Source organism: Blautia liquoris (assembly GCF_015159595.1).
In the GTDB taxonomy this organism is placed as follows: domain Bacteria; phylum Bacillota; class Clostridia; order Lachnospirales; family Lachnospiraceae; genus Novisyntrophococcus; species Novisyntrophococcus liquoris.
Genome location: NZ_CP063304.1, coordinates 3,297,697 through 3,323,615, shown reverse-complemented (window position 1 = coordinate 3,323,615; position 25,919 = coordinate 3,297,697). Strand labels below are relative to the sequence as shown.

Sequence of the window (25,919 nt, the reverse complement as noted above, 5' to 3'; positions counted from 1 at the left end):
TTCTCTAAGAATATTTCAAAGGAGAATTGACTGTGAAACAAGATTTAATCAAAGATGTTATTCAGGGAATGTTGCCCTACCTGAACAACGCACAAAATGAAAAATTGCAAGAGGTGTTGAAATACACACTTGCAAAGTATGAGGTAACGGAAAATCAAAGCAAAGCGAAACACTCGGAGCAGAACTATGTAGAACTGTTCCTATCGGCGAAGCGAATTGAGGGCTGCTCCGAGAAATCTCTTAAATACTATAAGGCGACTATCGAAGCTATGCTTTGTGAACTTCAAAAAGATGTTAAACACATAGTTACAGACGACATCAGAGGATACCTGACGGAATATCAGGAAAAGAAGAAGTCAAGCAAGGTAACGATAGACAATATTCGCCGTATTCTTTCCAGTTTCTTCTCTTGGCTGGAGGACGAGGATTATATATTGAAAAGCCCGGTCAGACGTATACACAGAGTAAAAACCGGGACAAACATAAAGGAGACATACTCCGATGAAGCGTTAGAGCTTATGAGAGATAACTGCACGGAACTTCGAGACTTGGCGATTATTGATATGCTGGCTTCAACGGGTATGCGTGTTGGCGAAATGGTACTACTTAACCGGAATGATATTGATTTCAATGAAAGAGAATGTATTGTTTTCGGTAAAGGTAGTAACGAACGAGTGGTCTATTTTGACGCTCGCACAAAGATACATTTGCAGAACTATTTGGATAGCAGGACGGACAATAATCCAGCATTGTTTGTATCGCTGAAATCGCCACACGAAAGGCTGAAAATCGGCGGTGTTGAGGTTCGCCTTAGAGAATTTGGAAGGCAATTAGGAATTAACAAGGTACACCCGCATAAGTTCAGGCGTACACTTGCAACTATGGCAATAGATAAAGGAATGCCCATTGAGCAGCTTCAACAGCTCTTGGGGCATAGAAAGATAGATACGACTTTGCAGTATGCAATGGTTAAACAGAGCAATGTTAAGATTGCACACCGAAAATACATTGGATAGAGAGGAAAAGATTATGTCTGAATGGTTGAAAACTTCACTGATAGATATAGTAGAACTTATCGGTGGTGGAACTCCAAAAACATCTAAAGCAGAGTATTGGGGCGGAAATATTAACTGGTTATCAGTTAAGGATTTTAATAATGAAAACCGATATGTCTATTCCACAGAAAAAACTATTACAGAAGAAGGGCTTAATAACAGCTCAACAAAATTACTCAGAAAAGATGACATCATCATTTCAGCCAGAGGAACTGTTGGAGAACTGGCTATGATACCGTTCCCGATGGCTTTTAATCAGTCTTGTTATGGTATAAGAGCTAAAGAAGGCATTGATAGTACCTTCTTGTATTACTTGATAAAACATAGTGTGAGAAAGCTTAAAGCAATGACTCACGGTTCAGTATTCGATACGATTACAAGGGATACTTTCGCAAATATTGATGTTGCTATACCGGATATTGAAATGCAACAGCGTGTAGCGAAAATGTTAGCTAATATTGATGATAAAGTTGAGAACAATCAGAGAATAAACAATAATTTAGAGCAACAAACGCAGGCTATTTTCAAGTCTTGGTTTGTAGACTTTGAACTAAATTATGGGATTATGCCCTCAGATTGGAAAGTCTCGCAGCTTGGCTCTATTGCGAAGATTTCAACAGAGGTATTTTCGCCTGCCAAGAACCCAAATGTTGAAGTAGAGCATTATAGTATTCCTGCTTATGACGAAAAGCGTTATCCGGTATTTGAAACTTCTAATGGTATTAAGAGCAATAAATACCGGCTATCATCAAATTCGGTAATGATTTCAAAGCTCAATCCCGATACCAAAAGAATTTGGAGACCTTACTGTATTTCCGATAATCCGATTTGTTCAACTGAGTTTATTGTATATGAACCAATAAATCCTTTGAATAGAGATTTTATTTACTCAATTATTGATAGTATAGGATTTTCAGCTTTTTTGTGTTCACATACTACGGGTTCAACAAATAGTAGGCAACGAGCTACTCCGAGTATTACTTTGACTTATGATATTATTGTACCGGATGAGAAAACTATCCAAGCTTTTTGCTCTATTGTATCTCCTATGTACGACACAATAGAGAATAACATCAAGGAAAATCAAAAACTCGCAGAAACTCGTGATAAATTATTACCCAAACTTATGTCTGGCGAACTTGATGTCTCCGGCATTGACCTTTAAGCTACTAAATTATTGTTTATAAGGATAGGAGGGGTGGAAATGAATAGGTTTGATGATGAAGATAAGATAATATCTCAATTTCAGAGAGTCAACGACAATGAGGTTATGTTTGCCACTCAGTCTGAGACGATTGAAGCTGTTTATTTATCAATTCACACGGAAGCCTTATGGAACAATTGGATAAATAGTTCCGGTAAGTCTGACCCGCCACCTGATTATTATTCGCCAAAAGACGAGCTGATGATGGATGTTATGCGAGTTGACGACCACGCTTTTGTAGATAAAAAGGGAAAAATTCAAAATCCGACAAACGCCGGAGAAAGCAAGCTTTATAAAGAACTTAAAGAAAGTGGCATACAAGAAATATTTTCTAATGCAGAACTTATAGTTAATGCCAAGACGCTTCTTTCGTCAGAGCAAGACCATAACTATTTGTTCTACAAATCAAATTTTGAGCGAGTAGTTTCTGAACACATAAAAAAACTTCCGCTTTACCAAAGCAACCATATCGGTTATAAAACCGTTTTGTTTGTTATGGATGAGTCCTCTGCGTATCTTCAATGTGAAAATAATAAGCCGAATATGGATGAAGCACACGAAGGCGAAATGATAGCAGGAAAACCGCACTTGTTCTTTTGGGACAAAAACTTCGTAAATGTCTTTTTGCATAGCGGAATTGATTACTTGATTTGGTATGCACCATATAAACTACTTAGAACATCACAAGGAATTTTTGAACTTTCTAAGGTTGTGATGTTTGACTGTAAAACCGGAAACTACGACAATTTAATTAAGTATAACGAAGAAAGAATATGCAGCTCCGAGCTGTAAAAAAAGGAGAAACGAAAATGCCGGGATTATATACCGAAGCCGATTATGAGAATTCAGTAATCGAGCTGTTCAGAAATGATTTGGGATACGAGTACGCATACGGTCCCGATATAGAAAGGGACTTTTACAGTCCACTATATGAGGAGATTTTAATTGACTCTCTGTATCGTTTGAATAGAGAACTGCCTGATGACGCAATTCAGGACGCCTTATTCAAGCTCAAAAATTTTGAAAACGGGGAGCTTGTGCAGAAAAATGCTGTCTTTATGGACTATCTGCAAAACGGCATTCCTGTTAGATTTTTTGTCAGCGGTGAGGAACACTCCTCTATCGTCTATCTTGTTGACTACAAAAATCCCGACAATAACTCCTTTATTGTAGCAAATCAATGGACATTTATTGAAAATAGCAATAAACGCCCTGATGTAATTCTCTTTTTGAACGGCTTGCCGGTAGTTTTGGTTGAGCTGAAATCTCCCTCCCGTGAAGAAACGGACGCTTCCGAAGCGTACAGACAGCTTCGTAACTATATGCAGGAAATTCCGTCAATGTTTGTATATAACGCTATCTGTGTTATGAGCGACCAGTTGACCTCCAAAGCGGGTACGATCACTTCCGGTGAAGACCGCTTTATGGAGTGGAAAACAAAAGACGGCGACTATGAAAACACACAGTATGCCCAGTTTGATACTTTCTTTGAGGGTATGTTCCAAAAGAAAAGACTGCTGGATATTATCAAAAACTTTATCTGCTTTTCTAACGAGGGTATCAATTCATTCAAAATTCTTGCCGGATACCACCAGTATTTTGCGGTTAGAAAGGCAATCGAATCTACAAAACACGCTACCGTTACCGATGGTAAGGGTGGTGTGTTCTGGCACACGCAAGGGAGCGGAAAATCGCTTTCTATGGTATTTTATGCTCACTTATTACAGCAAGCATTAGACAGCCCGACTATTGTTGTAATTACCGACAGAAACGACCTAGACGACCAGCTTTATGGTCAGTTTGCAAAGTGTAAGGACTTTTTAAGGCAAGAGCCTATGCACGCAGAAAGTCGTGAAAACCTTAAAAATTTGCTTGATGGCAGAAAAGCAAACGGTATTATCTTTACCACAATGCAGAAGTTCGAGGAGTCTCACGAGCCGTTATCTGAACGCCACAATATTATAGTTATGGCTGATGAAGCACACAGAGGTCAATATGGACTTACCGAAACAGTAGACGCTAAGACCGGTAAGGTTAAAATAGGAACTGCTCGTATTATTCGTAATACACTTCCTAATGCTACATATATCGGCTTTACGGGTACACCTATTTCTTCTAAAGACCGCAGCACTCGTGAGGTATTCGGAGATTATATCGACATCTACGATATGACACAAGCTGTTGAGGACGGTGCTACACGTCCTGTTTACTATGAAAGCCGTGTAATCAAGCTCAATCTTGACGAAGCGACCTTGAAGATGATTGATGCCGAATATGATATTATGGCGGAGAATGCCGACAATGAGGTTATCGAAAAGAGCAAACGAGAGCTTGGACAGATGGAAGCTGTTCTCGGCAACGATAACACCATCAACTCCCTTGTCTGCGATATTCTCGACCATTACGAAAACAACCGTGAAAATCTGTTGACCGGTAAGGCGATGATTGTTGCTTATTCTCGCCCTATCGCTATGAAGATTTACAAGCGTATCTTAGAACTTCGTCCTGCTTGGACAGAAAAGGTTGCAGTTGTTATGACTTCCGGCAACAATGACCCAGAAGAATGGCGTGAAATAATTGGAAACAAGCACCACAAAAACGAGCTAGCAAAAAAATTTAAGGATAACAACAGTCCTCTTAAAATTGCAATTGTTGTTGATATGTGGCTGACCGGATTTGATGTGCCGTCTCTTGCAACAATGTATGTTTACAAACCTATGTCCGGACATAATCTTATGCAGGCTATCGCCCGTGTAAACCGTGTGTTCCGTGATAAAGAAGGCGGACTTGTTGTTGACTATGTAGGAATTGCTACAGCTTTGAAACAGGCAATGAATGACTATACCTCCCGTGATAAAAAGAACTACGGCGATACCGATGTTGCAAAGGTTGCATATCCGAAGTTCTTGGAGAAGCTGTCGGTTTGCCGTGATAAATTCCACGGATATGATTACTCTAAGTTCCAAAACGGAACAGACCTTGAAAGAGCAAAAACAATTAGCGGTGCTGTCAACTTTATTATGGGCAGAGAAAAAAATGATGAGAAAGACTCTTTCGTAAAAGAAGCCCTTATGCTCCATCAAGCATTGTCTCTCTGCTCTTCTTTGGTTGATGAGGACAGCAGATTTGAAGCAGCGTTCTTTGAGTCTGTGCGTGTACTGGTTCTCAGGCTGACGAATGCCGGTGTGGGCAAAAAGATTTCTCTGCCGGAAATGAACGCAAGAATAAACGAGCTTTTGAAACAGAGTATCAAGAGCGATGGTGTTATCAATCTTTTTTCCGACATCAAAGAGGAGTTTTCTCTGTTTGACCCGAAGTTTCTCCAAGAAGTCGCTAATATGAAAGAAAAGAACCTTGCGGTAGAGTTGCTGAAAAAACTGATTGCGGAGCAAGTGTCCGTTTACCGTAGAACAAATGTGGTTAAATCCGAAAAGTTCAGCGAGATTATGCAGCGTTCTATCAATGCATATCTTAACGGTATGCTAACTAACGAAGAAGTAATTGAAGAAATGCTGAAGTTGGCAAAGCAGATTGCAGCCGCACAGAAAGAGGGCGATAAACTCGGACTTACTGCTGATGAACTTGCTTTCTACGACGCTCTGACAAAACCGCAGGCAATCAAAGACTTCTATGAGAATGATGAGCTGATTGCCATCACAAAAGAGCTTGCTGATACCCTCCGTAAGAATAAGACGATTGATTGGCAGAAACGAGAGTCCGCAAGAGCAAAAATGCGTATGCTTATCAAAAAACTTCTGAAAAAGCACAAGTATCCGCCTGAAGGTATGGAAGACGCTGTGCAAACTGTTATGACACAGTGCGAGCTTTGGACTGATAATGTGATGGAAATATAGGGGTGTAATAGATGGAAACAAAAAATAGCAAATCTAATGCGGCTTTTTTACATTGGATGAAACCAATAATAATTGCATTAAAAGAATTAGGTGGACAAGGAAAACCACAGGAAGTACGTTCTATCATTGCTAAAAATGAACATTTAACAGAAGAAGAACTGTCAGAAACAAGAGGAAAAAACAACGTCAATAAGTTTGAAAATGAAGTTGCTTTTGCAAGAAATTATCTTGTTTCGGGAGGATATCTTGATAAAAGTGTTTATGGTATGTGGAAATTAACGGAGCAGGGATGGAATGTTGATATGACGGATGAATTGGCTTCGGATATATTCAAACAGGGAATGGCAGAAATGACTGACAAAAGAAATAGTAAAGCGGATTATCGATGGGTTGAGTTTTATATGAATTTTGCGGATGTCTTGCTTCAATATAAGAATAATCGCTTCGATTTAATTCATAAAATTAGAGAAGTATATTCTAGCATAAATTTTAAATTACCCAAATTGGAAACGGATAATAATATTGTGGATATAGACCCTTTTACAATTTTTGCTTTATTTAATAAAGGTATTACAAATGATAATAGAATAAAAATTCTCAGAGCAATAGCAAAAATATTTAATATAAAAGCCGATGTGCCGATAGCTTTTGACGGAGTACCTGTCGTAAATAACTTAAAAGCAACATTTTATTATTTTAAGGGAGAAAGAGATGCTAAAGATATAGATAATCTTTGGGAGTTGTTTGATAATGCCATTCAATATTCTAATGCGTTAAGTGAACCATATAAAAGTAATATGCAAAAATCTTATGATGAAGTAAGAAAACAAAAAGGTGTGAACTGGAACATTACGATGGGATTATATTGGATAAGACCAAATATATTTATCAATCTTGATTCTCGCAATAGAGAGTTTTTAAATGACGTGGATAATATGCCACATTATTTTACTTCAATATTCGCAAATGTGAATAAAGGGCTTCCAGATGGTGCAAATTATTTCTATATGTGTGAGCAGGCGAGAAATGCTTTAAAGAATGAGGAATATCCATATCATAGTTTCCCAGAATTATCGTATTATGCGTGGAAATCGACAAAGGAAGAAAATGAAAATGATAATCCTACAACACCTGTTGATTCTAATGTAAAAGAAACAAACTACTGGCTTTATTCTCCGGGCGATAATGCTTCGATGTGGGACGAATTTTATAATCTTGGTATAATGGCTATCGGTTGGGATGATGTTACAGATTTGAAGCAGTTTGTATCAAAGGAAGCAATTAAGGAATACATGCGAAAAACATATGACGCAAGCTATTCATACAAGAATAATGCACATTGCCTGTGGCAATTTGCCAATGAAATAAAAGAAGGCGATGTTGTGTTTGCTAAAAAAGGTATGCACAAAATTGTAGGAAAAGGTGTTGTTACTTCTGGTTATGTTTATGATACTTCAAGAGATACTTATAGGCATATAAGAAAGGTTGACTGGCAGAATAAAGGCGAATGGGAACTCCAGAAGCAAGCTGCAATGAAAACATTAACTAACATTACCCCTTATTCTGATTATGTTCAGGAATTATTGGACTTGTTTGCAGAGGATACACCAGAAGAGGTACAGGAACAGAAAGAGATTAAATACCCGTCATATTCAAAAGAAAAATTTTTGAATCAGGTCTATATGGATGAGGATACATATAATACACTGACTGAGTTACTTGAAACAAAGTATAATGTGATTTTACAAGGGGCACCGGGAGTTGGAAAGACATATGCAGCAAAAAGACTTGCATATTCTATTATGGGACAAATTGATACCAGTCGTGTCGCAATGGTTCAGTTCCATCAGAGTTATTCTTATGAGGACTTTATACAGGGATATAGACCATATAAAGACGGATTTGAACTTGAAAATGGTGCTTTCTATAAGTTTTGTAAAGAAGCGGAGGAAGATAACGAAAGACCGTATTTTTTTATCATAGATGAAATTAACCGTGGAAATCTGAGCAAAATATTAGGTGAACTTATGATGCTTATTGAAAAAGATAAGCGTGGTGAGAAAATAAAGCTACTTTACTCGAATGAATGGTTCACAGTGCCGAAGAATGTACGGATTATCGGGATGATGAATACAGCAGACAGAAGCCTTGCCCTTATGGATTATGCGTTACGTAGGCGATTTGCTTTTTTTGACTTTGCACCAGCATTTGCTTCGGATGGATTTAAAAATTACTTAACAGAAAAGAATTCTTCTAAACTTGAAAAATTGATAAGTACAGTTGAATTACTTAATAATGCAATTGCGGCAGATGAATCTTTAGGAGATGGATTTAGAATTGGTCATAGCTATTTCTGCACAGATGATGAAGTGACAGATGGATGGCTGAAATCAGTTGTAGAATATGAAGTTATTCCCCTTATTAAAGAGTATTGGTTTGACGAACCCGCTAAGGTAAGGGATTGGTCATCCGCACTAAGGAGTGCCATAAAATGATACGCATACAAAACATATACTATATGCTTTCATATGCGTTTCAGGTCTTAAATGAGCAAGGGTACAAGCAGGTTGCTACCGAGGAATTTGACAATGTTGCGGAGTTGTGTGCTGCTATTCTTATTAAAGGGCTGTCTTTGCAGATAAAGCGAGGATTAGGTAAGGAGTATGTGGTTCAAAGTGAACCGTTATCCTCCCTCCGTGGAAAAATAGATATAGCTGCTTCGATAAAACAGCAATCAATGTTGAAAAAGCGGTTGGTGTGCAATTTTGATGAATTCTCGGTTAATTCATATATGAACCGAATTATTCGTACTACGATGGATGTTCTCGTCAAAAGCGGAATCAGTAAGGATAGAAAAAAGCAGCTTCGCAAATTGCTCATCTATTTTTCAGAAGTTGAACCATTGAGCCGGGAGAGCATAAACTGGAAGCTTCAATTCAACAAGAATAATCAGACATATCAAATGCTGATTTCCATTTGTTATCTGATACTTAAAGGGTTGTTGCAAACGACCTCTGACGGAAGCACAAAACTGATGGACTTCCTTGATGAACAGCGTATGTGCAGGCTTTATGAGAAGTTCATTCTTGAATACTACCGTAAGGAACACCCTGAAATTCGGGCGTCAGCGTCTCAAATTCCTTGGGATACTGACGATGATTACAGAGAAATGCTCCCTGTTATGCAAAGCGATATTATGCTTAAAAGCGTAGATAAAATTTTGGTAATTGATGCAAAATACTATGCTCATACCACGCAAAGTCAATACAATACAAATACGCTGCATTCTGGAAATTTATATCAGATATTTACTTATGTGAAAAATCTTGATACAAGCAACTCCGGTAATGTTGCTGGAATGTTATTATATGCCAAAACAGATGAGATTGTGTTGCCAAATAATGATTATAAAATGGGTGGAAATCAAATATCAGTTAAAACACTGGATTTGGACTGTGAATTTGCAGAAATAAAGAGGCAGTTAGATGATATAGTACAAAGATATTTTGACTGTTCTTAATTACGGGCAGGATATTCGCAAAATTTACAAGGTCTGTTATGAAACTAAAATAACAGACCGAAAAGAGGTATGAATATGGGCGAGATTGTAAGAATGGATAATGGGAAAGATAATGAGATAATGGCAATGATGAACGATGCATCGCTATGTCCATTGTTAGAGGAAACAAAAGTTGGTGTTTCCAATTACACAAAATTACCAGTAACAAGATTGGCTGCTATGGGAACAGCGTTTCAACCATTGACAACTGCTGTGCAAACCGCAGTAACCGGAGCTGGTGGAAGTGGATTGTACTATGTTAATACAGCCGGAAAAACAATGTTTCAGATGAAGGAAACGGGCAATTTTATCGGTTCTCTGAAAACATCAGCAGGTTTGGTTGGCGGAGGACAGGCTCAGATGATGCCGCTTGCTTTTGACCCAACAATGCTTTTTATGGCGGCTGCACTTGCGAATATTGATAAAAAACTGGATTCTATAAAAGAAATGCAGCAGGAAATGATGGATTTTTTTGTTCAGAAGGAAAAGGCTGAATTAAAAGGAAATCTTACATTTCTGTATGATGTGTTCAATAATTACAAGTATAACTGGAATAATGAAATGTATAAGAATAGCAATCATACAATGGTGCTTGCTATAAAAAAAGAAGCAGAAGCAAAGATAGTATTTTACCGTGAACAGATAATTGCCAAAGTAAATAAGAAATCTTTGATTCATAGTGACCAGACGATAAATAAGCAGTTGCAGGCGGTACAAGACCAATTTAAAGATTACCAGCTTGCATTATATACACTTGCATTCTCCTCATTCTTAGATGTAATGCTTGTGGGAAATTATGACAAAGAGTATTTGTCCGGTATTTCAGAAAAATTGGATGATTATTCGATGAAATACAGAGAACTTTATACGCAGTGCTATGAAGAAATATCTGGATATTCTTCTACTTCTATACAATCCTCTCTACTGAAAGGATTATCAAAGACAACGAAAGCGGTCGGCAAGATTGTAGAGAGGATACCAGTTGTTGGAGATACGCAGGCTGATGAAACGCTCATTGCAGCAGGGGAAAAGCTTGGCGACATAGGAACAGAAAAAATTCGCAAACAGATGCGGCAGTTGATTGAACGACAGAGTAACTTTGTCCGTCCGTTTATTGATAATATTGATACTGTAAATCGACTGAATAATAATCCGGTACAGTTATTAGTAGACAAGGACAATCTTTATATTGCAACGATAGCATAATTTACTCAAAGGAATTTTAGAAGGGGGCATAGAATGATGGCAAAGCAAAAGACCTATATCGCAATCGACCTTAAATCATTCTATGCTTCTGTGGAGTGTAAAGAGCGAAATCGTGACCCTTTGACAACAAATCTTGTTGTTGCAGATAAGAGCAGGACAGAGAAAACAATCTGCCTTGCGGTATCTCCGTCATTAAAAAGTTATGGGATACCTGGCAGACCACGCTTGTTTGAGGTCGTACAAAAGGTAAAAGAAGTTAATAACACCCGAAGATGGAAAGCACCAAATCGTACATTTACTGGTTCGTCTGATGACAGTACAGAATTAAATGCGAATCCAGCATTGGAGATTGATTATATCGTTGCACCACCTCGTATGGCATACTATCTGGAGTATAGTACCAAGATTTACAGTGTTTACTTGAAATACATCGCTCCGGAAGATATTTTTCCTTACTCGATTGATGAAGTATTTATAGATGCAACAAATTATCTGAATACCTATCAGATGACCGCAAGGGAACTTGCCATGACGATGATACAGGATGTTTTGAAAACAACTGGAATCACAGCAACAGCCGGAATCGGCACGAATATGTACTTGTGTAAAATTGCGATGGATATTGTGGCAAAGCATATTGAACCGGATAAGGACGGTGTGAGGATTGCCGAATTGGATGAAATGTCTTACCGCAGACAGCTATGGAATCACAGACCGCTTACAGATTTCTGGAGAGTAGGTAAAGGTTATGCAAAGAAACTGGAAGAACACGGACTTTTTACTATGGGAGATATTGCAAGGTGTTCCATCGGAAAGTCGAATGAACTGTATAACGAAGAACTGCTTTATAAGTTGTTTGGAATCAATGCGGAACTGCTAATTGACCATGCTTGGGGATATGAACCTTGTACGATGGAGCAGGTCAAAGCCTATAAGCCGGAAACCAACAGTGTATGCTCAGGACAGGTACTTCACTGCCCGTATGATTTCGATAAGGCGAAGTTAGTTGTAAAAGAAATGACCGACCTTATGGTTCTTGATTTAGTAGATAAGGGACTTGTTACTGACCAGATTGTGTTGACGATAGGTTATGATATAGAAAATCTGACAGACCCAGACCGAAGCAGAAAATACAAGGGAGATGTCACAATTGACAGATATGGAAGAAGAGTTCCTAAACACGCTCACGGAACAACAAACCTGAAAAGGCAGACATCATCAACAATGCTGATAACCGATGCTGTGATGAAACTGTATGACAGAATCGTGGATAAAAATCTGCTTATCAGAAGAATTAACATTACAGCGAACCGACTTGTAGACGAGAACTCAGCAAAGAAAGAAGATGAATATGAGCAGCTTGACCTTTTTACGGATTATAAGGCAAAAGAACAGGAGCAAGTCAAAGAAGAAGCAGCTTTAGAGCGTGAAAAGCGTATGCAACAAACAATGCTTACGATAAAAAAGAAGTTTGGGAAGAATGCCATCTTGAAAGGAATGAATCTTCAGGAGGGAGCGACAGCCAAAGACCGTAATGAACAGATAGGTGGACACAAGGCGTAGAAAAATAAGGTATATGATTAAGGAAACAGAATATGAGATGGATATATGAACTTTCGTGGCTGTGGAAGTCAATAGGGATATTTATTCTAATTGTTGCCATATGTGAGTGGTGTGTAGCTTTGATTTACAAAGGAATGAAGAAGCGTTACGGAGTGAAAACAGCAATATGCGTTGCATTCGTAGCAGTTATTCTAGCTATCATTTGCAGTTTTCTACTCGCACAGACACCTATGCCACTGTAATGGAGGAAGATCATGGAGAATCAAGACAATCACAGATATGATGATATTATCAATCTGCCGAATCCGACTTCAAAGAAACACCCTCGTATGTCCCTTTATGACAGGGCAGCACAGTTTTCTCCTTTTGCGGCACTTACTGGACACGAAGCAGCTATTAAGGAAGCTGCAAGACAGACGGACGAAAAATTGATGCTGAGTGATGAAGTCATAGCAGAATTGAATGAAAAGCTAAATCTGATTGCTGAAACCATCGGTACACAACAAAGGGTTAGAATCACTTATTTCGTACCGGATAATAAAAAAGCTGGAGGAGCATACATTACCTGCTCCGGTTGCGTAAAGAAGTTTGATGCATATGAACATACAGTTATTATGGAAGATAAGACGGTCATCCCGATTAAGCAGATAAGTGATATAGATGGAGAAATGTTTGGAGATATGTATTAGTAGTTGGAAAGGACAACAATGGAAACAAAGCCAAGGATTTTATACCTACAAAAGATTTTACTGGAAAGAACTGATGAAGAAAATCCTCTTTCCACAACACAGTTAATCAATATATTGAATGATGAATACGGAATATCTGCACATAGAACGACGGTCACAAAAGACATTGCAGCACTTCAGGAGTTTGGAATGGATATTGTTACTATCCACTCTACTCAGAGCAAATACTTTGTAGCCAGCCGCAAGTTAGAACTGCCGGAACTGAAACTGCTGATAGATGCAGTGGAGTCATCGAAGTTCATCACAAAGAAGAAAAGCGAAACTCTGATTGAGAAGATACATACGATGACAAGTCCTGGGCAGGTGGCAAAGCTGAAGCGTAATAACTATGTGGTCAATCGTATTAAGCCGGATAATGAGCAGATATATTACATTATTGACGCTATAAACGATGCCATCAACGCAGGCAAACAGATTTCTTTTCAGTATTATGATTATACCGGATTAAAGAAAAAGGTTCTAAAGAATAAGGGCGAGATTTATAAACTCAGTCCGTATAAACTTCTCTGGTGTGGGGACTATTATTATGTTCTCGGATATTCTGAGAAGAAAAGTAAGGTTATCAATTTCAGGGTAGACCGTATTGCTTCCAAGCCGGAGATATTGAATAAGGACATTATTCCTATGCCTGATGATTTTGATATTGAGAATTACACAAAGGAAGTTTTCTTTATGTTCTCAGGCGAGAAAGTTCTTGTGGATTTACGGTGTGATAACAGCTTGATGAAAACAATGGTTGACCGTTTCGGAGAAGATGTGACAACCCTTGCGTATGATATGACTTCTTTCAGGGTACAGACCGAAGTATCAGCCAGTCCGACCTTTTTTGGTTGGGTGTTTGGCTTTAATGGCAAGGTACAAATACTTGCACCGGAAAGTGTGAAAGAACAGTACAGGCAGATGATTGCACAAGCCGATGAGGGTATGCAGCAAAAAGAAAACAAAGAACAGGGAATCTAACACTCCAAAGCATACGATGTCAAGAAACGGCAGAATCTTCCCGCAAAGCTCGCAGTATGAATATGCCGAGGGTGTGGAGTTTGAAGTTTATCCGTCTGCGGATACAACCGCCCCAAACTATCATTGTGAAATTTGGGTAGCCGTGAACGAAAAAGGCGAGTAATAAGGACAGCAACTGCGAGTTGCTTGTTTGAGATAATGCGTTAGACTATAATAAAGGTGTAAGGGAGGTACTGCATAATGGATACAAAACAGGTCATACTTGAACTTCGTACTCAAAAGGGAATGTCACAGGATGAGCTTGCAGAAAAAGTTTTTGTAAGTCGTCAGGCAGTTTCACGTTGGGAAAACGGAGAAACAGTTCCGAATACGGAAACATTGAAATTGCTGTCAGAAGTATTCGATGTTTCTATAAATACACTTTTAGGCTCACCGAGAAAGCTTATTTGTCAATGCTGCGGAATGCCGCTTGAAGATGATGATATTATCGGACACAATCACGATGGTTCTTTCAACGAGGACTATTGTAAGTGGTGTTATGCCGATGGAACATATACTTACAATGATATGGATGATTTGATTGAAGTTTGTGTTAAAAATATGGTAAGCGAGAATTTCACGGAGGAACAAGCCCGTTCTTATATGAAAGAGCTGCTTCCTACTTTGGATTACTGGAAGAAATATGATGAGCTTAGTGATAACGGTCAGTTTGAAGAATTCAAGAAAAAGTTAATCAATGAGATTAACGAATTGAATGTTGACGGAATGCCAAAGGTGGAAAAACTGAATGCCCTTGTGGGAAAGTATGTGAATCTTGAGTACCGACTTCCGAATGGGCAAGCGGCTAAGTTTTTGAATGAGGCAAAGACATATCTGGGCAATCAGCTTGAATGTGAATACGGCGGCGATAGATGTTTCGGCGTTGTTGCAGATATGGATTTTATTCTTATTTGCACTTATGAAGAAGACGGTAAAAATCCGGAACTTGTATTGTATAAGAAAAGATGAGAATAGAGAAAAATAGTAAGCCATTGGAGTTAATGATTTCAGTGCAAGCAAAGGAATTTTGAGGTGTTAGCAAATTGCGACACCTCTTTTCTTTTACGAAAAACCTACTTGAAAAATTTTTCGTATCAGGTATAATAAAACTATCGAAAGCAAACTGCTTCCGATAGAAAAGAAGGCGAGGTGCAGGTATGAGAAGCAAGAGTCCTGAACTTATGAGTGAGATAAAAAAGTATATCGAGGATTATTACCTGCAAAACAGACAATCCCCATCGACTACAAAGATTGCTGAAGCGGTTGGTATTGCCAGAGGTACAGCATACAAATACTTGGTAGAGATGGCTCAGAAGAATATGATTGAATATGACGGGCAGGAGATTCGTACCAATGTGACCCGTAAGTACAGTGGCGAACAGACACAGACGCCGATTGTAGGTTCTATTCCTTGTGGCAGTCCTCAGTATGAGGAAGAAAATATTGAAGAATATGTATCACTTCCTACTGCTATTTTCGGCAAAGGAGATTTCTTCATATTAAGAGCGAGCGGTCAGTCTATGATTGAAGCAGGGATTGATGACGGCGACCTTGTGGTTGTTAAAAAGCAGGTAGAAGCCAAAGAGGGCGATATAGTAGTTGCTCTTGTGGATAATCAGAATACGTTGAAACGCTACTTCCGAGATGATGAGAATAAGAAAATCATTCTCCACCCGGAAAATAAGAAGATGAAAGACATTATTGTAGATGAGTGCTGCATTCAAGGTGTGGCTTGTCATATCATCAAAGAACTATAACAGAGGACAGACGAATGAGAACACTTGAAGGAATTCGCTATCTAATCAATTTGGATAGTGCGGAAATACAACAGAACTTTGCCGGAGGAGTTGCACCGCCGGACAAGGTGGAGTCGGAGGTGGACACAACTTGAGTATTTATATGTCAAGAGCCGAGTTGGAAGAAATCAGCGAAGGCTTGATAACAGCTTATGCTAATAAGTTTAGCAATCGAGTGATTCAATCCATCGACATAGAACATTTCATTACAGAATTTCTTATGTTACGAATTGAATACGCTTCTTTCGCAGAAGATGATGCAGGCAGGATTGGTTTTCTGGCAGATGGAGCAACACCACTGCTGATACATCAGGACGGAAAAATTATTCCCTTTGTTTTCCCGAAAGATACCATCGTACTTGATAAATTTCTTCTTGCCGAAAAGGAGCAGGGACGTCGCAGGTTTACAATGGCACACGAAGCGTCACATCATATCTTGAGTAAGATGTATGCAATGCCGAGTGAAGGACGCTTTCATGCAGAGTATGACAGTGAGCGTAGTTATTCCAAAGAGGAACTGGCTCAGATGTTTGCGTCTGTTGAGTGGCAGGCAGATACAATGGGAGCTTCGCTTCTTATGCCGAGAAGAATTATTGAAAATGCCTTGGCGAAATATAATCAGTCAAATCCGATAAAGGTTTATGGCGATAATACCATTACTTCAAATGATAAAGCAGTTATCCGCAGAATGGCAGCTTATATCGGAGTATCTTATACAGCCTTGGTTATCAGATTGAGAGATATGGGACTATTTGAGTATCACAATATCCTTGAGTACATTTCCAATGAGTTAAATCTGGGAGGTGTTTCGCAATGAGGTTACAGACTCAGGTAGCACCTGAAATACAAAAGAGATTGCTTCTGTCAAGAGTAGAAGCAGAAAGCCTGAAAGAGCGTGATATTCTCTGCCCGACTTGCGGGTTCAGGATACAGAGAGTTTTTTCAGACGCAACCGGACATTTGAGTGTGAAGTGTCAGAAATGCAAGAATGTCCACATCTTAAATCTCGCTTACTTCCGAAGAATCCGTAGGAACGGATATGGCAGGAATTGCAGGCGATGAAGATTACAAGTAAATATCGAAACGATTTCTAATCGAGTAAGCGGAGATAAGCAATTTATTTGCTAAACTACCAAGCACCGTACGAAGCCGGATAAGTGAAGAATAGAAGTATTCTTTGCTGTCCAGATTCGACGGTGCTTTTTTTGTTGCTGTTTTATTCGATTATGCTTCGTGCAGTATTAGGTCTTTTCCCTTACTTGGGAAAGGACTTTTATGTTTTATAACGCATGGCAGTGCCAGATAGCTGAGTACCCGTAATCTCCGAATTTTGAAACTTATCAATTTTTCAAAATTCAAAGGAGATTACGGAAATGACAAACAAACTTACATTAACAGAACAAGAAGAATTATTTGAAAAGAATTGTAAACTGATAAATCTTAAATACGAATATAACGGTTATACCGGAGATGAAAAATGGGCGATTATTACGGAATTGTCTGTAAAAGAGCTTTGGGAGAAGTATCCCCTTGTTATAGAAAGATATTCTCCGTTTGTTCATCTTTCCATTGCACAGGGAGAGGTAATTGACGATGCAAACCGAAATGAGGATAAGTATGCAAAGAGAAGCAGTCGCACACTTGACTGCTATGGATATGACGATGAAATGTCATCACAGTTCCATAAAGAACTTGCCATTATGTTTGACGACCCGTTTGAAAGAGCAGAGGAAGAAAGGCTTGAACTGGAAAGAGAAGAATTGCGTCAGTGTGAAATCAGGAAAGCAAGGATAGCACTTTCAATGTTGCAGCCATTTCAAAGGGAACGCCTTATGAAGAATGTATGCTGCGGTCTGAGTTCCAGAGCGATTGCAAAGCAGGAGGGCGTATATTACAGCTCCGTGGATAAGTCCATTGCTGCGGCAAAGAAAAACTTTATCAAATTTTATGAAAATCTCTGATTTTGGGTGTGCATTTCAGACCCCTTTGTCCAAATGAGTGAAGGGGTTATTTCATTCCGGATACGAATGACACTTTAAAAATTTGATTCTTGTGAGGTTATGTATATGAAAGAAAAAATGATTTGTCGTGGGGATTTATTCTACTATGACTTTGGAGATAACAGTGGTTCAGTACAAAGCGGAGAACGTCCGGTGCTTGTCGTTCAGGCAGACGATTATAACCAGAATGCTCCAACGATTATTGTTGCAGCGGTTACAAGTGTAATCAAGAAAAGATATTTGCCATCGCACATTATTCTTGGCGAGGAGTTTGGACTGAAGAAACCGTCAATGGTTCTTCTGGAGCAAATTCGGACAGTCAATAGAGAGGATTTGCGTGAATACATAGGTACGATAGATGACGATAAACTTTTCAGGCAGATAAATGCAACTTTGAAAAAGACTTTTGGACTTTGGGTTTACAAGCCGGAGAGGAAAGAAAATATTCGTTGTCTATGCCCGAAGTGCCTGAATGATTACATCCACAATCCGGACTATATTGTAAGGCGACTTGACCCATTTGCAAAGCGAAAAGACAGATGTGATAAGTGCGATGGGGATGGTTGGGATTATGTTGTTACCGACAGATATTCATCAAAGAAAGAAAAGAGGTGCAAGAATGTCTAATAGCAGTGTAAAGAAGCAGAGTTATAATGTACCTCTTTGGCATAAGCCTAATTTGTCGATTGAAGAAGCATCTATATATTCCAATATTGGAACAGGAAAACTTTATGAAATGACGGAAAAGCAAGATTGCCCATTTGTACTTTGGATAGGAAGCCGCCGAATGATAAAGCGAAAAATTTTTGAGAAATATATTGCAAATCAGTATTCTATTTAATAAAAAAGTCAAATCTGCGATGAGCAAATTCGCATCGTTGGCTCAGTGTAGATTTTTGAGTATGCTGTAACCACGCAAAGGAGGTTACAGCATATGAACAACGAAAAAGATGAAACAATCTATAATGTCCCACTTTGGGAGAAAGTAATGCTTACAATTGATGAAGCCGCAGCTTATACAGGTGTTGGAAGCAGAAAAATCAGACAGCTTACCGATAATGAAAGATGTCCGTTCGTTTTATGGAATGGCTCAAAGCGACTTATCAAGAGAGAAGAATTTGTTGAATTTATAAAAAAGCAGTATTCGATATGAGGAGGTATTATTGTGAGTAATCCAGTAAAAAAAGAAAGATTAGAAGTGCCGATATGGCATAAGCCGTATCTGACCATTGATGAAGCTACTGCCTATACCGGCATTGGCAGAGAAAAACTTCGTGAAATGACAAGGTTTGCTGACTGTCCATTTGTGTTATGGGTGGGAAAACGCCGAATGATAAAAAGAGAATTGTTTGATGAGTACATTGAAAAAATGTATGAGATTTAGGAGGTGGAACGATGAATGTGGATTTTGCAGATGAAGAAATGATTGCTTATCGGGAAAGCCTTATAGAAAAGAAAAAAGAGCAGCCATTTTGGAAAAAGAAATGTTTGTCGGTAAATGAAACAGCCGCTTATACAGGTATCGGAAGGGGAAAAATACGAGAGCTGATGAAAAGGAAAGACTGCAATTTTATGACGACAGACGGTTATCAGGTGTATGTCATCATCGACAAATTTGTGGAATTTTTAAATAGCAGGAATGAAATATAGGAGGAACAGCCGTGGCAAGACCAAAACGAAAAGATAAAACAAGGACAGTTCTTCGGACGGGAGAACTTCAAAGAAGTGATGGAAGTTATCAGTACAGTTGGACTGATGAAAACCATAAAAGAAGATATGTCTATTCAAAAACGCTTGAAGCACTCAGGATTAAAGAGGAAGCGATTGAGAAAGACAAAAGTGATGGCATAAAAGCGGAAGCACGATATGTTACACTCGATGATTTATATGAGTTGTGGAAAGACCTGAAGAGAGGATTGAAAAACAACACTTTTGAGAATTACAAATATATTTATGAAACCTTTGTACGTCGGCAAATCGGTTCTAAGAGAGTTTCAACATTTTTGAAATCAGATATTAAGAGATTTTATAATTATCTGGTTGATGAGCGAGGATTGAAGCCAGCAACGGTTGATGGTGTCCACAACATTCTTCATCAGATATTTGATATGGCGGTTGATGATAACTATATCAGAAACAATCCGACAAATAATGTTTTAAGGGAATTGAAAAAAGCTCATTGCTTCAAGACAGAGAAACGCAGGGGACTTACTCGACCTGAGCAGGAATTGTTTATGGATTATCTGAAGAACTCTAATGCAGCAGTGTATTGGTATCCGGTGTTTGCAGTAATGCTTGGAACGGGGTTAAGAGTTGGAGAAGTTACCGGACTCAGATGGTGTGATATTGATTTGGAAGATGGGATTATAGATGTTAATCACACGTTGGTTTATTATGACCACAGAACTTCTGAAGGAAAAAAGGGCTGCTATTTCAATGTGAATACTCCAAAGACAGAAGCTGGAAATAGACAAGTTCCGATGCTCGATTTTGTTAAAGAAGCATTTGTTATGGAAAAAGAAAGACAAGAACTGCTAGGGGTTCACTGCGAAGCAACCATAGATGGATATACAGATTTTATATTTCTCAATCGCTTCGGACAGCCACAACATCAATCAACTTTGAATAAGGCAATCCGACGCATAATCCGTGATTGCAACGATGAGCAGTTTTTGAAAACAGAAAACCCAGAAGTGCTTTTACCGCATTTTAGTTGTCATTCGCTCAGACATACATTTACAACAAGAATGTGTGAAGCAGGTGTAAATATAAAAGTTATTCAGGATACACTCGGACATAAGGATATAACAACAACCTTAAATATCTATACTGATGTAACAAAGGAACTAAAAAGAACTGAGTTTGATGGACTGGATAAATACTTCAATAATTCAATAGCGTAGGAAAAAGTGGCGTACTTTAAAATGAAAATTGGTACGCTGCTTTTTTGGTCTGATTGACTTATTTAATAATAATGATTATAATTTAGTAAGCAATCCGATTGAAGAACCCATTCTCTCAATCGGGATTTACATCAAATACATCAAATAATACAACTGCTTATGCGGAAAGTAATCAATTTTAAAGGTAAACAAGGCTTTTTATCTGGTTGAAAAAAGCAAAGTAGGGAGTTGCTCAGGAATATGAGTGGCTTCGGAATTGCGTCGGAGAAAGTTCCGACGATGAAGAGTATCGGTGGAGAAAAGAAGGCTGCTGCGATATCTCCTGAGAAGGCAGCAGAACCAGTGGAAAAGATTGATTTTTCTAAGGTGAAGATCGAACCGCTTTTCGAGGAAATGGTAGATTTTGATACATTTAGCAAATCAGATTTCCGTGCTGTGAAGATCAAAGACTGTATTGCTGTTCCAAAGAGCAAGAAGCTTTTACAGTTTACGCTGGATGATGGAACTGATGCAGACCGCACGATCTTAAGTGGTATTCATGCATACTACGAGCCGGAGGAACTGATTGGAAAGACTGCAATTGCAATTGTAAATCTTCCTCCGAGAAAGATGATGGGAATTAATTCCTGTGGAATGCTGATTTCTGCTGTTCATGAAGAAGAGGGAGAAGAGAAACTGCACCTTCTATTAGTAGATGACCATATTCCGGCAGGGGCGAAACTGTATTAAGATGTACCGTTTTGCCCGATAAACGAGATGTACTTCATTTGTTGAAATTCTGAAAAAACAGTGATTTACATTAAAATTACATTATTTAATGCAGAGATCGGTGCAGATCGAAAAAAACGCATAATTACAAGCGTGAATGGGCAGTCCCAATCGGGATTGCCCATTTTTAAAATAATGAGAATTGCAAATTCGAAGTTGCAAGTAGGAATATTATATTTATTTAACATAAATTAGCAAGAATTCCCCTTCCTCTTCAGGTGGCGGGATGAATTGCCATAATGTCCAAATCTTTGGAAAAGATTATATACAGCGACCAGTATAGGGATCGTTGCTTTTTGCATGTATCCTCCAAAACTTTTTCTAAAACATGGAGAGAACACTTGTTCTTATGACAAAAATGTGTTATGCTATCATCAGTCGATAAGAGAAAAGAGATGATAGATGTGAATAAATTGGACAATAATGCACATTCAGTATTCCTCCTGTATTACCATCTGATTATGGTCGTAAAATACAGGAGAAAAGTGATTGATGATGATAGTTCTAAAAGGGCGGAGGAGATTTTTTCTTATATTGCACCCAAGTATGGAATTACCTTGGAAGAATGGAATCATGACAGGGATCATGTTCATGTGATGTTCCGGGCTCAGCCGAAAAGCGAACTCAGCAAATTTATCAATGCCTATAAGAGTGCAGGCAGTCAGTTAATTAAGAAAGAATATCCACAGATTCGAGAGAAACTTTGGAAAGAAGCATTCTGGAGCCAGAGTTTTTGTCTGCTCAGTGCAGGAGGAGCACCAATCGAAACCATACGGGCTTATATTGAAAGTCAGGGTGAAAAAGCATGAACAAAGCCATAAAATTTCGTATCTATCCAAATAAAGAGCAGGGAGAACAGCTTGCAAGAACCTTTGGATGCTGCCGGTTTCTATACAACGTGATGTTGGAAGATAAGATGAAAGAATATCAAAAAAGTAAAAAGCGGTTGAAGAATACGCCGGCTTTTTATAAAAAACAGTATCCGTGGCTGAAAGAGGTGGATTCACTGGCACTAGCCAATGTGCAGCTTCATCTGGAAAGGGCATATCAGAACTTTTTTAGAAATCCGCAGAGTGGTTTTCCAAAGTTCAAATCAAAACACAGAAGCCGTGCAAGTTATACGACGAATGTAGTAAATGGAAATGAAGTACTCTGCACTTCGTCGTGAAGTAAGAATCCAGAATGAAGACGGTACAGTATCGGAAGAAATCAAGGAAAGAACCTATGACCTTAAATCCAAAGGACAAGGACGCATGATTCGAGAGAGCATTCCTGCCAGCGTATCTTTGAAGGAGTTTGACTACAACGCACGAGTAGAGCTTATCAATCCAGTTGCTGATACAGTAGCTACTGCTACCTATATGGGTGCTGATGTTGACTGGTACATCAAGGCAGATGACATAATTTTGGAAAATTCTGCTAGGAATCAGCCTAATCCATCAAAACAGAACCATGAGGAAAAATAACACTTCTTTAACATTACCTTTATTCATGTTATAATCTAAAATTAGAGTAAGGTTAGGAGGGGTGAAATGTCTACAACAGATAATGGCGGAGCAATAGCTATAAAGGGATTCAATTATCAAAAGGCTTGTATAATTTTGGTTATGATAAAGAATTATAGCCGAGATGAGTTTCACATTATTCCAGAAGCAGAAGATGATTTTCAAGTCCATATAGATGATAAAAATATTTTTATACAGGTTAAAGGCTCAAAATGTATGACTTTAAATAAGTTAATTAAAAAAGAAATAATTGGGAAAAATCTTATTCCTGGTCAAGATGAAGATATTCGTAAAATCTTCTTTTGGGACATAAGTGCGTCTTTTAAAAAAGAGCTTACAGTTCTTCCAACGGGCAATATTACCTCTCCACTTTTAAAATATACAGATGAACATAAGGATAAAATTACTACAGAACTACAATTAGATGAGAGTCAAAAAGAGAGGTTGGATAATCAATTTCTTTATACAACACCATTTAACAATGACTTGACAGAAGCAATATCAAGATTGTTTGGCGAAATGGTTACGCAAGGGTTGCATGTTGATAAGGAGAGCGGTCGAGCAGTTTTGGCTGAGCTATCCCTTATGATTGATCAAAAAAGTGAAGTACTTGTCAGTGGTGATGATTACACTGAGAAGACAATTAATGGTGAATATTTGAAAAATATTTTTATTCGTGTTCAACAGTTAGATTTATTTGATGAGATATTAGATAAATCTAAATATAATACCTTTAAAAAGGAAAGAATTAGATTTGAGCGAACTAAAATATTAATTCACTATCAAAATACTAAAAAGAAAGCCAAAGAGCATTGCAATTGTTGCAATTTAGATTTTGAAAATTCATCGGAAGATGAATTGATTGACGAGCTTGTTACTATTGTAAGAGAAACTGATGATACAATTAGCGATGTTAATTTACTTGTTGCTATTTCGGTTGAGTGCCTTTGTGATTTATGGGAGGGAGAATCATGATAATTGAATCATTATCTATTGTTGATTTTAAAGATAAAACTGCTACCAGTTATGACTTTTCCGATGGCACTAATCTTATAGTTAGTACTGGAAATAAAAAAGGAAAGTCTAGTTTACTTAAATCGATATATTACACATTAGGATTTGATATTAGACAATTCCCAAGTGGTTGGAATATAAGTAATAAAGTTTTTCAACTAAAAGTCAAGTTTGATGATGGTATTAGCCATACTGTCACACGCCAGAGTGATATATATAAAGTAGATGCAGACGATACACCTTTGAATTCAAAGGAATATTCAGAATGGCTTCAAATAACATTGGGTATAGATATGAAATTACCAAATAAGCAATCCAAGAAACTACATTCAGTATATTCAACGGCATTGTTATTGCCATTCTATATCGATCAAGATGACTCTTGGGACGGTGTACTATATCGCAGGGTATCAGATACATTGGGACAATATAGTGATGTACCCAAAGGGATTTTTGAATATATTTTTTCAATATCAGATATTGAAGTGCAAAAATTACAGAACCAAATAAATCAGTATAGTGAGTACATTAAAGTTTGTAATAGTATTATTGATAATCTGGGGAAAGTTTTAGACAACTACAAAGAAAAAACATCAGAAGTCCCCGAAGCACAGGAAATTGATAGAGATAAGCTTGATACGGAAATAAAAAACTATTTGAGATTGGTTAATGAATATGGAGAAGTAGCACTGACATTTAAAATAAAATTAGTGAAGAAAAGAGAAGAGTTGGACTTACAAAGACAAGATTTTGATGAATTGAATCAACTTTTGAAGATGAACGAAAAGCGTCATAAGTATATTGAAACAGAATGTAAATATTGTCATTCAAAATTAACACAAGAACAATCTCTTACCAGATTAGGGCTTAACAATAACAAATTTGAAATTATTGTATTGAGAGATAAAATATCAAAAAAGATTGAGAAATTGGAGCAAGAAGTAAAAGATATTCAGTGCCAACAATACACGGTTGAGGAGAAAATAGACGAATTAAATAGTAGAATTCAAAAATCTAAGCAATTACTGACAATAGATGAATATATCAAGGCTAGGGCTAAGACGGTTGCAGTATCGGAAATAGAAAATACTGTCGAGAAAGAGAAAGCAACTCGATTAGAGCATGATACTAAAAAGAAAGAACTTCAAAAAGAAAAGCGGAAATTGGAGAAAGAAAAAGAAGATTTAAAAAATCAAATAAAAACGACTTTTGACGATTTTAAAAACAGAATACGAATCACATTGGGACTTACAGATTCTAATGAATTAGGATTTTTAGAGTTCAAAAAAATTGATGGTAGTGGTATGGATAAAAACATCAAATATCTTGGCTACTATTTAATGTATTTTTCATTGATAGAGAAATATGGAATTTATAAAATACCTTTCTGTATGGATTCCTTTATTAAAAATGAAATTTCTACTGATACCGCAAATACATTGTTCCAAGCGATTGAGAAATACTTCTTATCTTTAGAACATCAGATTTTCTTTTCAATAGTAACAGACAATGTTCAATATTTAGAAAGCATAAAAAGCTATAACATTATTCAAGTAGAAGAACATTTGCTATCCTCTGATAAATATGAGGCTATTGCTTCTCAAATAATGGAAGTGCAATAAAAATGAGCAGGTGGTAAATGCCACTTGCTTTTTCATACCCAAGAAAGGAGTGATACAATCTTTAAACATAAAGGAAAACGAATCAAAGCTAATGATGTAAGTGCTTCAAAAGATGGCGCTGT

The 25,919-nt window shown here is 37.8% G+C and carries 28 protein-coding genes and 1 pseudogene; all 29 read left to right on the top strand.

What is annotated here, in order from left to right; all coding sequences use genetic code 11:
* Positions 1–32: 32 nt before the first annotated feature.
* The 29 genes and pseudogenes from xerA (at position 33) to INP51_RS14995 (ending at position 25,797) form a co-directional block, all read left to right on the top strand.
* A complete protein-coding gene (xerA, locus tag INP51_RS15135) occupies positions 33–1,016 on the top strand; it encodes a site-specific tyrosine recombinase/integron integrase (protein WP_193735595.1) in 984 nt (327 codons plus the stop codon).
* Positions 961–2,220: a restriction endonuclease subunit S gene (locus tag INP51_RS15130; protein WP_207736885.1), complete on the top strand. Its 1,260-nt coding sequence runs from the start codon at positions 961–963 to the stop codon at positions 2,218–2,220. Before xerA ends, INP51_RS15130 begins: the two co-directional genes overlap by 56 nt.
* Positions 2,221–2,259: 39 nt before the next feature.
* A complete protein-coding gene (locus tag INP51_RS15125; protein ID WP_193735594.1) occupies positions 2,260–3,051 on the top strand; it encodes a hypothetical protein in 792 nt (263 codons plus the stop codon).
* A 17-nt stretch (positions 3,052–3,068) separates the two neighbouring features.
* Positions 3,069–6,113 (top strand): type I restriction endonuclease subunit R, encoded by a 3,045-nt coding sequence (locus INP51_RS15120; RefSeq protein WP_193735593.1) that lies wholly within the window; start codon positions 3,069–3,071, stop codon positions 6,111–6,113.
* An 11-nt stretch (positions 6,114–6,124) separates the two neighbouring features.
* Positions 6,125–8,608 carry an AAA family ATPase gene (locus INP51_RS15115; RefSeq protein ID WP_193735592.1) on the top strand — a complete coding sequence of 828 codons (2,484 nt, stop codon included), beginning with the start codon at positions 6,125–6,127 and terminating at the stop codon, positions 8,606–8,608.
* On the top strand, positions 8,605–9,633 hold the full coding sequence (gene mcrC, locus INP51_RS15110) for a 5-methylcytosine-specific restriction endonuclease system specificity protein McrC (protein WP_193735591.1): 1,029 nt from the start codon (positions 8,605–8,607) through the stop codon (positions 9,631–9,633). The genes INP51_RS15115 and mcrC overlap by 4 nt, the downstream gene beginning before the upstream one ends.
* A 75-nt stretch (positions 9,634–9,708) precedes the next feature.
* A complete protein-coding gene (locus tag INP51_RS15105) occupies positions 9,709–10,878 on the top strand; it encodes a hypothetical protein (RefSeq protein WP_193735590.1) in 1,170 nt (389 codons plus the stop codon).
* Between the two features lie 36 nt (positions 10,879–10,914).
* The gene (locus tag INP51_RS15100) at positions 10,915–12,441 is read left to right on the top strand and encodes a Y-family DNA polymerase (protein WP_193737405.1); all 1,527 of its coding nucleotides are present in this window, start codon (positions 10,915–10,917) and stop codon (positions 12,439–12,441) included.
* A 32-nt stretch (positions 12,442–12,473) separates the two neighbouring features.
* The gene (locus INP51_RS15095; protein ID WP_193735589.1) at positions 12,474–12,683 is read left to right on the top strand and encodes a hypothetical protein; all 210 of its coding nucleotides are present in this window, start codon (positions 12,474–12,476) and stop codon (positions 12,681–12,683) included.
* A 12-nt stretch (positions 12,684–12,695) separates the two neighbouring features.
* Positions 12,696–13,130: a hypothetical protein gene (locus tag INP51_RS15090; protein WP_193735588.1), complete on the top strand. Its 435-nt coding sequence runs from the start codon at positions 12,696–12,698 to the stop codon at positions 13,128–13,130.
* An 18-nt stretch (positions 13,131–13,148) separates the two neighbouring features.
* Entirely contained in the window at positions 13,149–14,150 is a 1,002-nt protein-coding gene (locus tag INP51_RS15085) for a helix-turn-helix transcriptional regulator (protein ID WP_193735587.1), read from the top strand.
* A gap of 16 nt (positions 14,151–14,166) precedes the next feature.
* Positions 14,167–14,313 (top strand): hypothetical protein, encoded by a 147-nt coding sequence (locus INP51_RS15080; protein ID WP_207736884.1) that lies wholly within the window; start codon positions 14,167–14,169, stop codon positions 14,311–14,313.
* Between the two features lie 77 nt (positions 14,314–14,390).
* Positions 14,391–15,158, top strand: coding sequence for a zinc ribbon domain-containing protein (locus INP51_RS15075; RefSeq protein WP_193735586.1), 768 nt, complete (start codon positions 14,391–14,393; stop codon positions 15,156–15,158).
* A gap of 212 nt (positions 15,159–15,370) precedes the next feature.
* Positions 15,371–15,946, top strand: a complete 576-nt coding sequence (gene lexA / locus INP51_RS15070) for a transcriptional repressor LexA (RefSeq protein ID WP_331463468.1) — start codon at positions 15,371–15,373, stop codon at positions 15,944–15,946.
* Positions 15,947–16,076: 130 nt separating this feature from the next.
* On the top strand, positions 16,077–16,802 hold the full coding sequence (locus INP51_RS15065) for an ImmA/IrrE family metallo-endopeptidase (RefSeq protein WP_193735585.1): 726 nt from the start codon (positions 16,077–16,079) through the stop codon (positions 16,800–16,802).
* Positions 16,799–17,047, top strand: a complete 249-nt coding sequence (locus INP51_RS15060; RefSeq protein WP_002594701.1) for a hypothetical protein — start codon at positions 16,799–16,801, stop codon at positions 17,045–17,047. Before INP51_RS15065 ends, INP51_RS15060 begins: the two co-directional genes overlap by 4 nt.
* A gap of 311 nt (positions 17,048–17,358) precedes the next feature.
* Complete coding sequence (locus INP51_RS15055; protein ID WP_193735584.1) at positions 17,359–17,946, top strand: sigma-70 family RNA polymerase sigma factor; 588 nt, start codon at positions 17,359–17,361, stop codon at positions 17,944–17,946.
* A gap of 105 nt (positions 17,947–18,051) precedes the next feature.
* Positions 18,052–18,612 carry a type II toxin-antitoxin system PemK/MazF family toxin gene (locus INP51_RS15050; RefSeq protein WP_193735583.1) on the top strand — a complete coding sequence of 187 codons (561 nt, stop codon included), beginning with the start codon at positions 18,052–18,054 and terminating at the stop codon, positions 18,610–18,612.
* Positions 18,605–18,826, top strand: coding sequence for an excisionase (locus INP51_RS15045; RefSeq protein WP_193735582.1), 222 nt, complete (start codon positions 18,605–18,607; stop codon positions 18,824–18,826). The genes INP51_RS15050 and INP51_RS15045 overlap by 8 nt, the downstream gene beginning before the upstream one ends.
* Positions 18,827–18,919: 93 nt before the next feature.
* Positions 18,920–19,138, top strand: coding sequence for an excisionase (locus INP51_RS15040; protein ID WP_022146405.1), 219 nt, complete (start codon positions 18,920–18,922; stop codon positions 19,136–19,138).
* Positions 19,139–19,150: 12 nt separating this feature from the next.
* Entirely contained in the window at positions 19,151–19,369 is a 219-nt protein-coding gene (locus tag INP51_RS15035; RefSeq protein ID WP_022146406.1) for an excisionase, read from the top strand.
* Positions 19,370–19,380: 11 nt separating this feature from the next.
* On the top strand, positions 19,381–19,635 hold the full coding sequence (locus INP51_RS15030) for an excisionase (RefSeq protein ID WP_024853349.1): 255 nt from the start codon (positions 19,381–19,383) through the stop codon (positions 19,633–19,635).
* Positions 19,636–19,646: 11 nt separating this feature from the next.
* Complete coding sequence (locus INP51_RS15025) at positions 19,647–20,888, top strand: tyrosine-type recombinase/integrase (RefSeq protein WP_193735581.1); 1,242 nt, start codon at positions 19,647–19,649, stop codon at positions 20,886–20,888.
* A 273-nt stretch (positions 20,889–21,161) separates the two neighbouring features.
* Positions 21,162–21,617 (top strand): annotated as a pseudogene (locus INP51_RS15020) (lysine--tRNA ligase); the annotation flags it as partial.
* A gap of 434 nt (positions 21,618–22,051) precedes the next feature.
* Positions 22,052–22,465, top strand: coding sequence for an IS200/IS605 family transposase (tnpA, locus tag INP51_RS15015; protein ID WP_193737403.1), 414 nt, complete (start codon positions 22,052–22,054; stop codon positions 22,463–22,465).
* Positions 22,462–22,824: a helix-turn-helix domain-containing protein gene (locus INP51_RS15010; RefSeq protein WP_331463467.1), complete on the top strand. Its 363-nt coding sequence runs from the start codon at positions 22,462–22,464 to the stop codon at positions 22,822–22,824. The genes tnpA and INP51_RS15010 overlap by 4 nt, the downstream gene beginning before the upstream one ends.
* The gene (locus INP51_RS15005; RefSeq protein WP_193735580.1) at positions 22,793–23,122 is read left to right on the top strand and encodes a YdcP family protein; all 330 of its coding nucleotides are present in this window, start codon (positions 22,793–22,795) and stop codon (positions 23,120–23,122) included. Before INP51_RS15010 ends, INP51_RS15005 begins: the two co-directional genes overlap by 32 nt.
* 66 nt (positions 23,123–23,188) lie before the next feature.
* Positions 23,189–24,136: a dsDNA nuclease domain-containing protein gene (locus tag INP51_RS15000; RefSeq protein WP_193735579.1), complete on the top strand. Its 948-nt coding sequence runs from the start codon at positions 23,189–23,191 to the stop codon at positions 24,134–24,136.
* Complete coding sequence (locus tag INP51_RS14995) at positions 24,133–25,797, top strand: hypothetical protein (protein ID WP_193735578.1); 1,665 nt, start codon at positions 24,133–24,135, stop codon at positions 25,795–25,797. The genes INP51_RS15000 and INP51_RS14995 overlap by 4 nt, the downstream gene beginning before the upstream one ends.
* Positions 25,798–25,919 lie beyond the last annotated feature (122 nt).

What these genes read in the sequence shown, in the direction of transcription:
- INP51_RS15040 (WP_022146405.1), top strand. Translation starts at nt 18,920, where the DNA reads ATGAACAACGAAAAAGATGAAACAATCTATAATGTCCCACTTTGGGAG.
- INP51_RS15105 (WP_193735590.1), top strand. Translation starts at nt 9,709, where the DNA reads ATGGGCGAGATTGTAAGAATGGATAATGGGAAAGATAATGAGATAATG.
- INP51_RS15050 (WP_193735583.1), top strand. Translation starts at nt 18,052, where the DNA reads ATGAAAGAAAAAATGATTTGTCGTGGGGATTTATTCTACTATGACTTT.
- INP51_RS15115 (WP_193735592.1), top strand. Translation starts at nt 6,125, where the DNA reads ATGGAAACAAAAAATAGCAAATCTAATGCGGCTTTTTTACATTGGATG.
- INP51_RS15030 (WP_024853349.1), top strand. Translation starts at nt 19,381, where the DNA reads ATGAATGTGGATTTTGCAGATGAAGAAATGATTGCTTATCGGGAAAGC.
- INP51_RS15060 (WP_002594701.1), top strand. Translation starts at nt 16,799, where the DNA reads ATGAGGTTACAGACTCAGGTAGCACCTGAAATACAAAAGAGATTGCTT.
- INP51_RS15055 (WP_193735584.1), top strand. Translation starts at nt 17,359, where the DNA reads ATGACAAACAAACTTACATTAACAGAACAAGAAGAATTATTTGAAAAG.
- INP51_RS15130 (WP_207736885.1), top strand. Translation starts at nt 961, where the DNA reads ATGCAATGGTTAAACAGAGCAATGTTAAGATTGCACACCGAAAATACA.
- INP51_RS15090 (WP_193735588.1), top strand. Translation starts at nt 12,696, where the DNA reads ATGGAGAATCAAGACAATCACAGATATGATGATATTATCAATCTGCCG.
- INP51_RS15010 (WP_331463467.1), top strand. Translation starts at nt 22,462, where the DNA reads ATGAACAAAGCCATAAAATTTCGTATCTATCCAAATAAAGAGCAGGGA.
- tnpA (WP_193737403.1), top strand. Translation starts at nt 22,052, where the DNA reads ATGATAGATGTGAATAAATTGGACAATAATGCACATTCAGTATTCCTC.
- INP51_RS15080 (WP_207736884.1), top strand. Translation starts at nt 14,167, where the DNA reads ATGTCAAGAAACGGCAGAATCTTCCCGCAAAGCTCGCAGTATGAATAT.
- INP51_RS15100 (WP_193737405.1), top strand. Translation starts at nt 10,915, where the DNA reads ATGGCAAAGCAAAAGACCTATATCGCAATCGACCTTAAATCATTCTAT.
- INP51_RS15120 (WP_193735593.1), top strand. Translation starts at nt 3,069, where the DNA reads ATGCCGGGATTATATACCGAAGCCGATTATGAGAATTCAGTAATCGAG.
- INP51_RS15000 (WP_193735579.1), top strand. Translation starts at nt 23,189, where the DNA reads ATGTCTACAACAGATAATGGCGGAGCAATAGCTATAAAGGGATTCAAT.
- INP51_RS15075 (WP_193735586.1), top strand. Translation starts at nt 14,391, where the DNA reads ATGGATACAAAACAGGTCATACTTGAACTTCGTACTCAAAAGGGAATG.
- lexA (WP_331463468.1), top strand. Translation starts at nt 15,371, where the DNA reads ATGAGTGAGATAAAAAAGTATATCGAGGATTATTACCTGCAAAACAGA.
- INP51_RS15095 (WP_193735589.1), top strand. Translation starts at nt 12,474, where the DNA reads ATGAGATGGATATATGAACTTTCGTGGCTGTGGAAGTCAATAGGGATA.
- mcrC (WP_193735591.1), top strand. Translation starts at nt 8,605, where the DNA reads ATGATACGCATACAAAACATATACTATATGCTTTCATATGCGTTTCAG.
- INP51_RS15005 (WP_193735580.1), top strand. Translation starts at nt 22,793, where the DNA reads ATGGAAATGAAGTACTCTGCACTTCGTCGTGAAGTAAGAATCCAGAAT.
- INP51_RS15045 (WP_193735582.1), top strand. Translation starts at nt 18,605, where the DNA reads ATGTCTAATAGCAGTGTAAAGAAGCAGAGTTATAATGTACCTCTTTGG.
- INP51_RS15085 (WP_193735587.1), top strand. Translation starts at nt 13,149, where the DNA reads ATGGAAACAAAGCCAAGGATTTTATACCTACAAAAGATTTTACTGGAA.
- INP51_RS14995 (WP_193735578.1), top strand. Translation starts at nt 24,133, where the DNA reads ATGATAATTGAATCATTATCTATTGTTGATTTTAAAGATAAAACTGCT.
- INP51_RS15125 (WP_193735594.1), top strand. Translation starts at nt 2,260, where the DNA reads ATGAATAGGTTTGATGATGAAGATAAGATAATATCTCAATTTCAGAGA.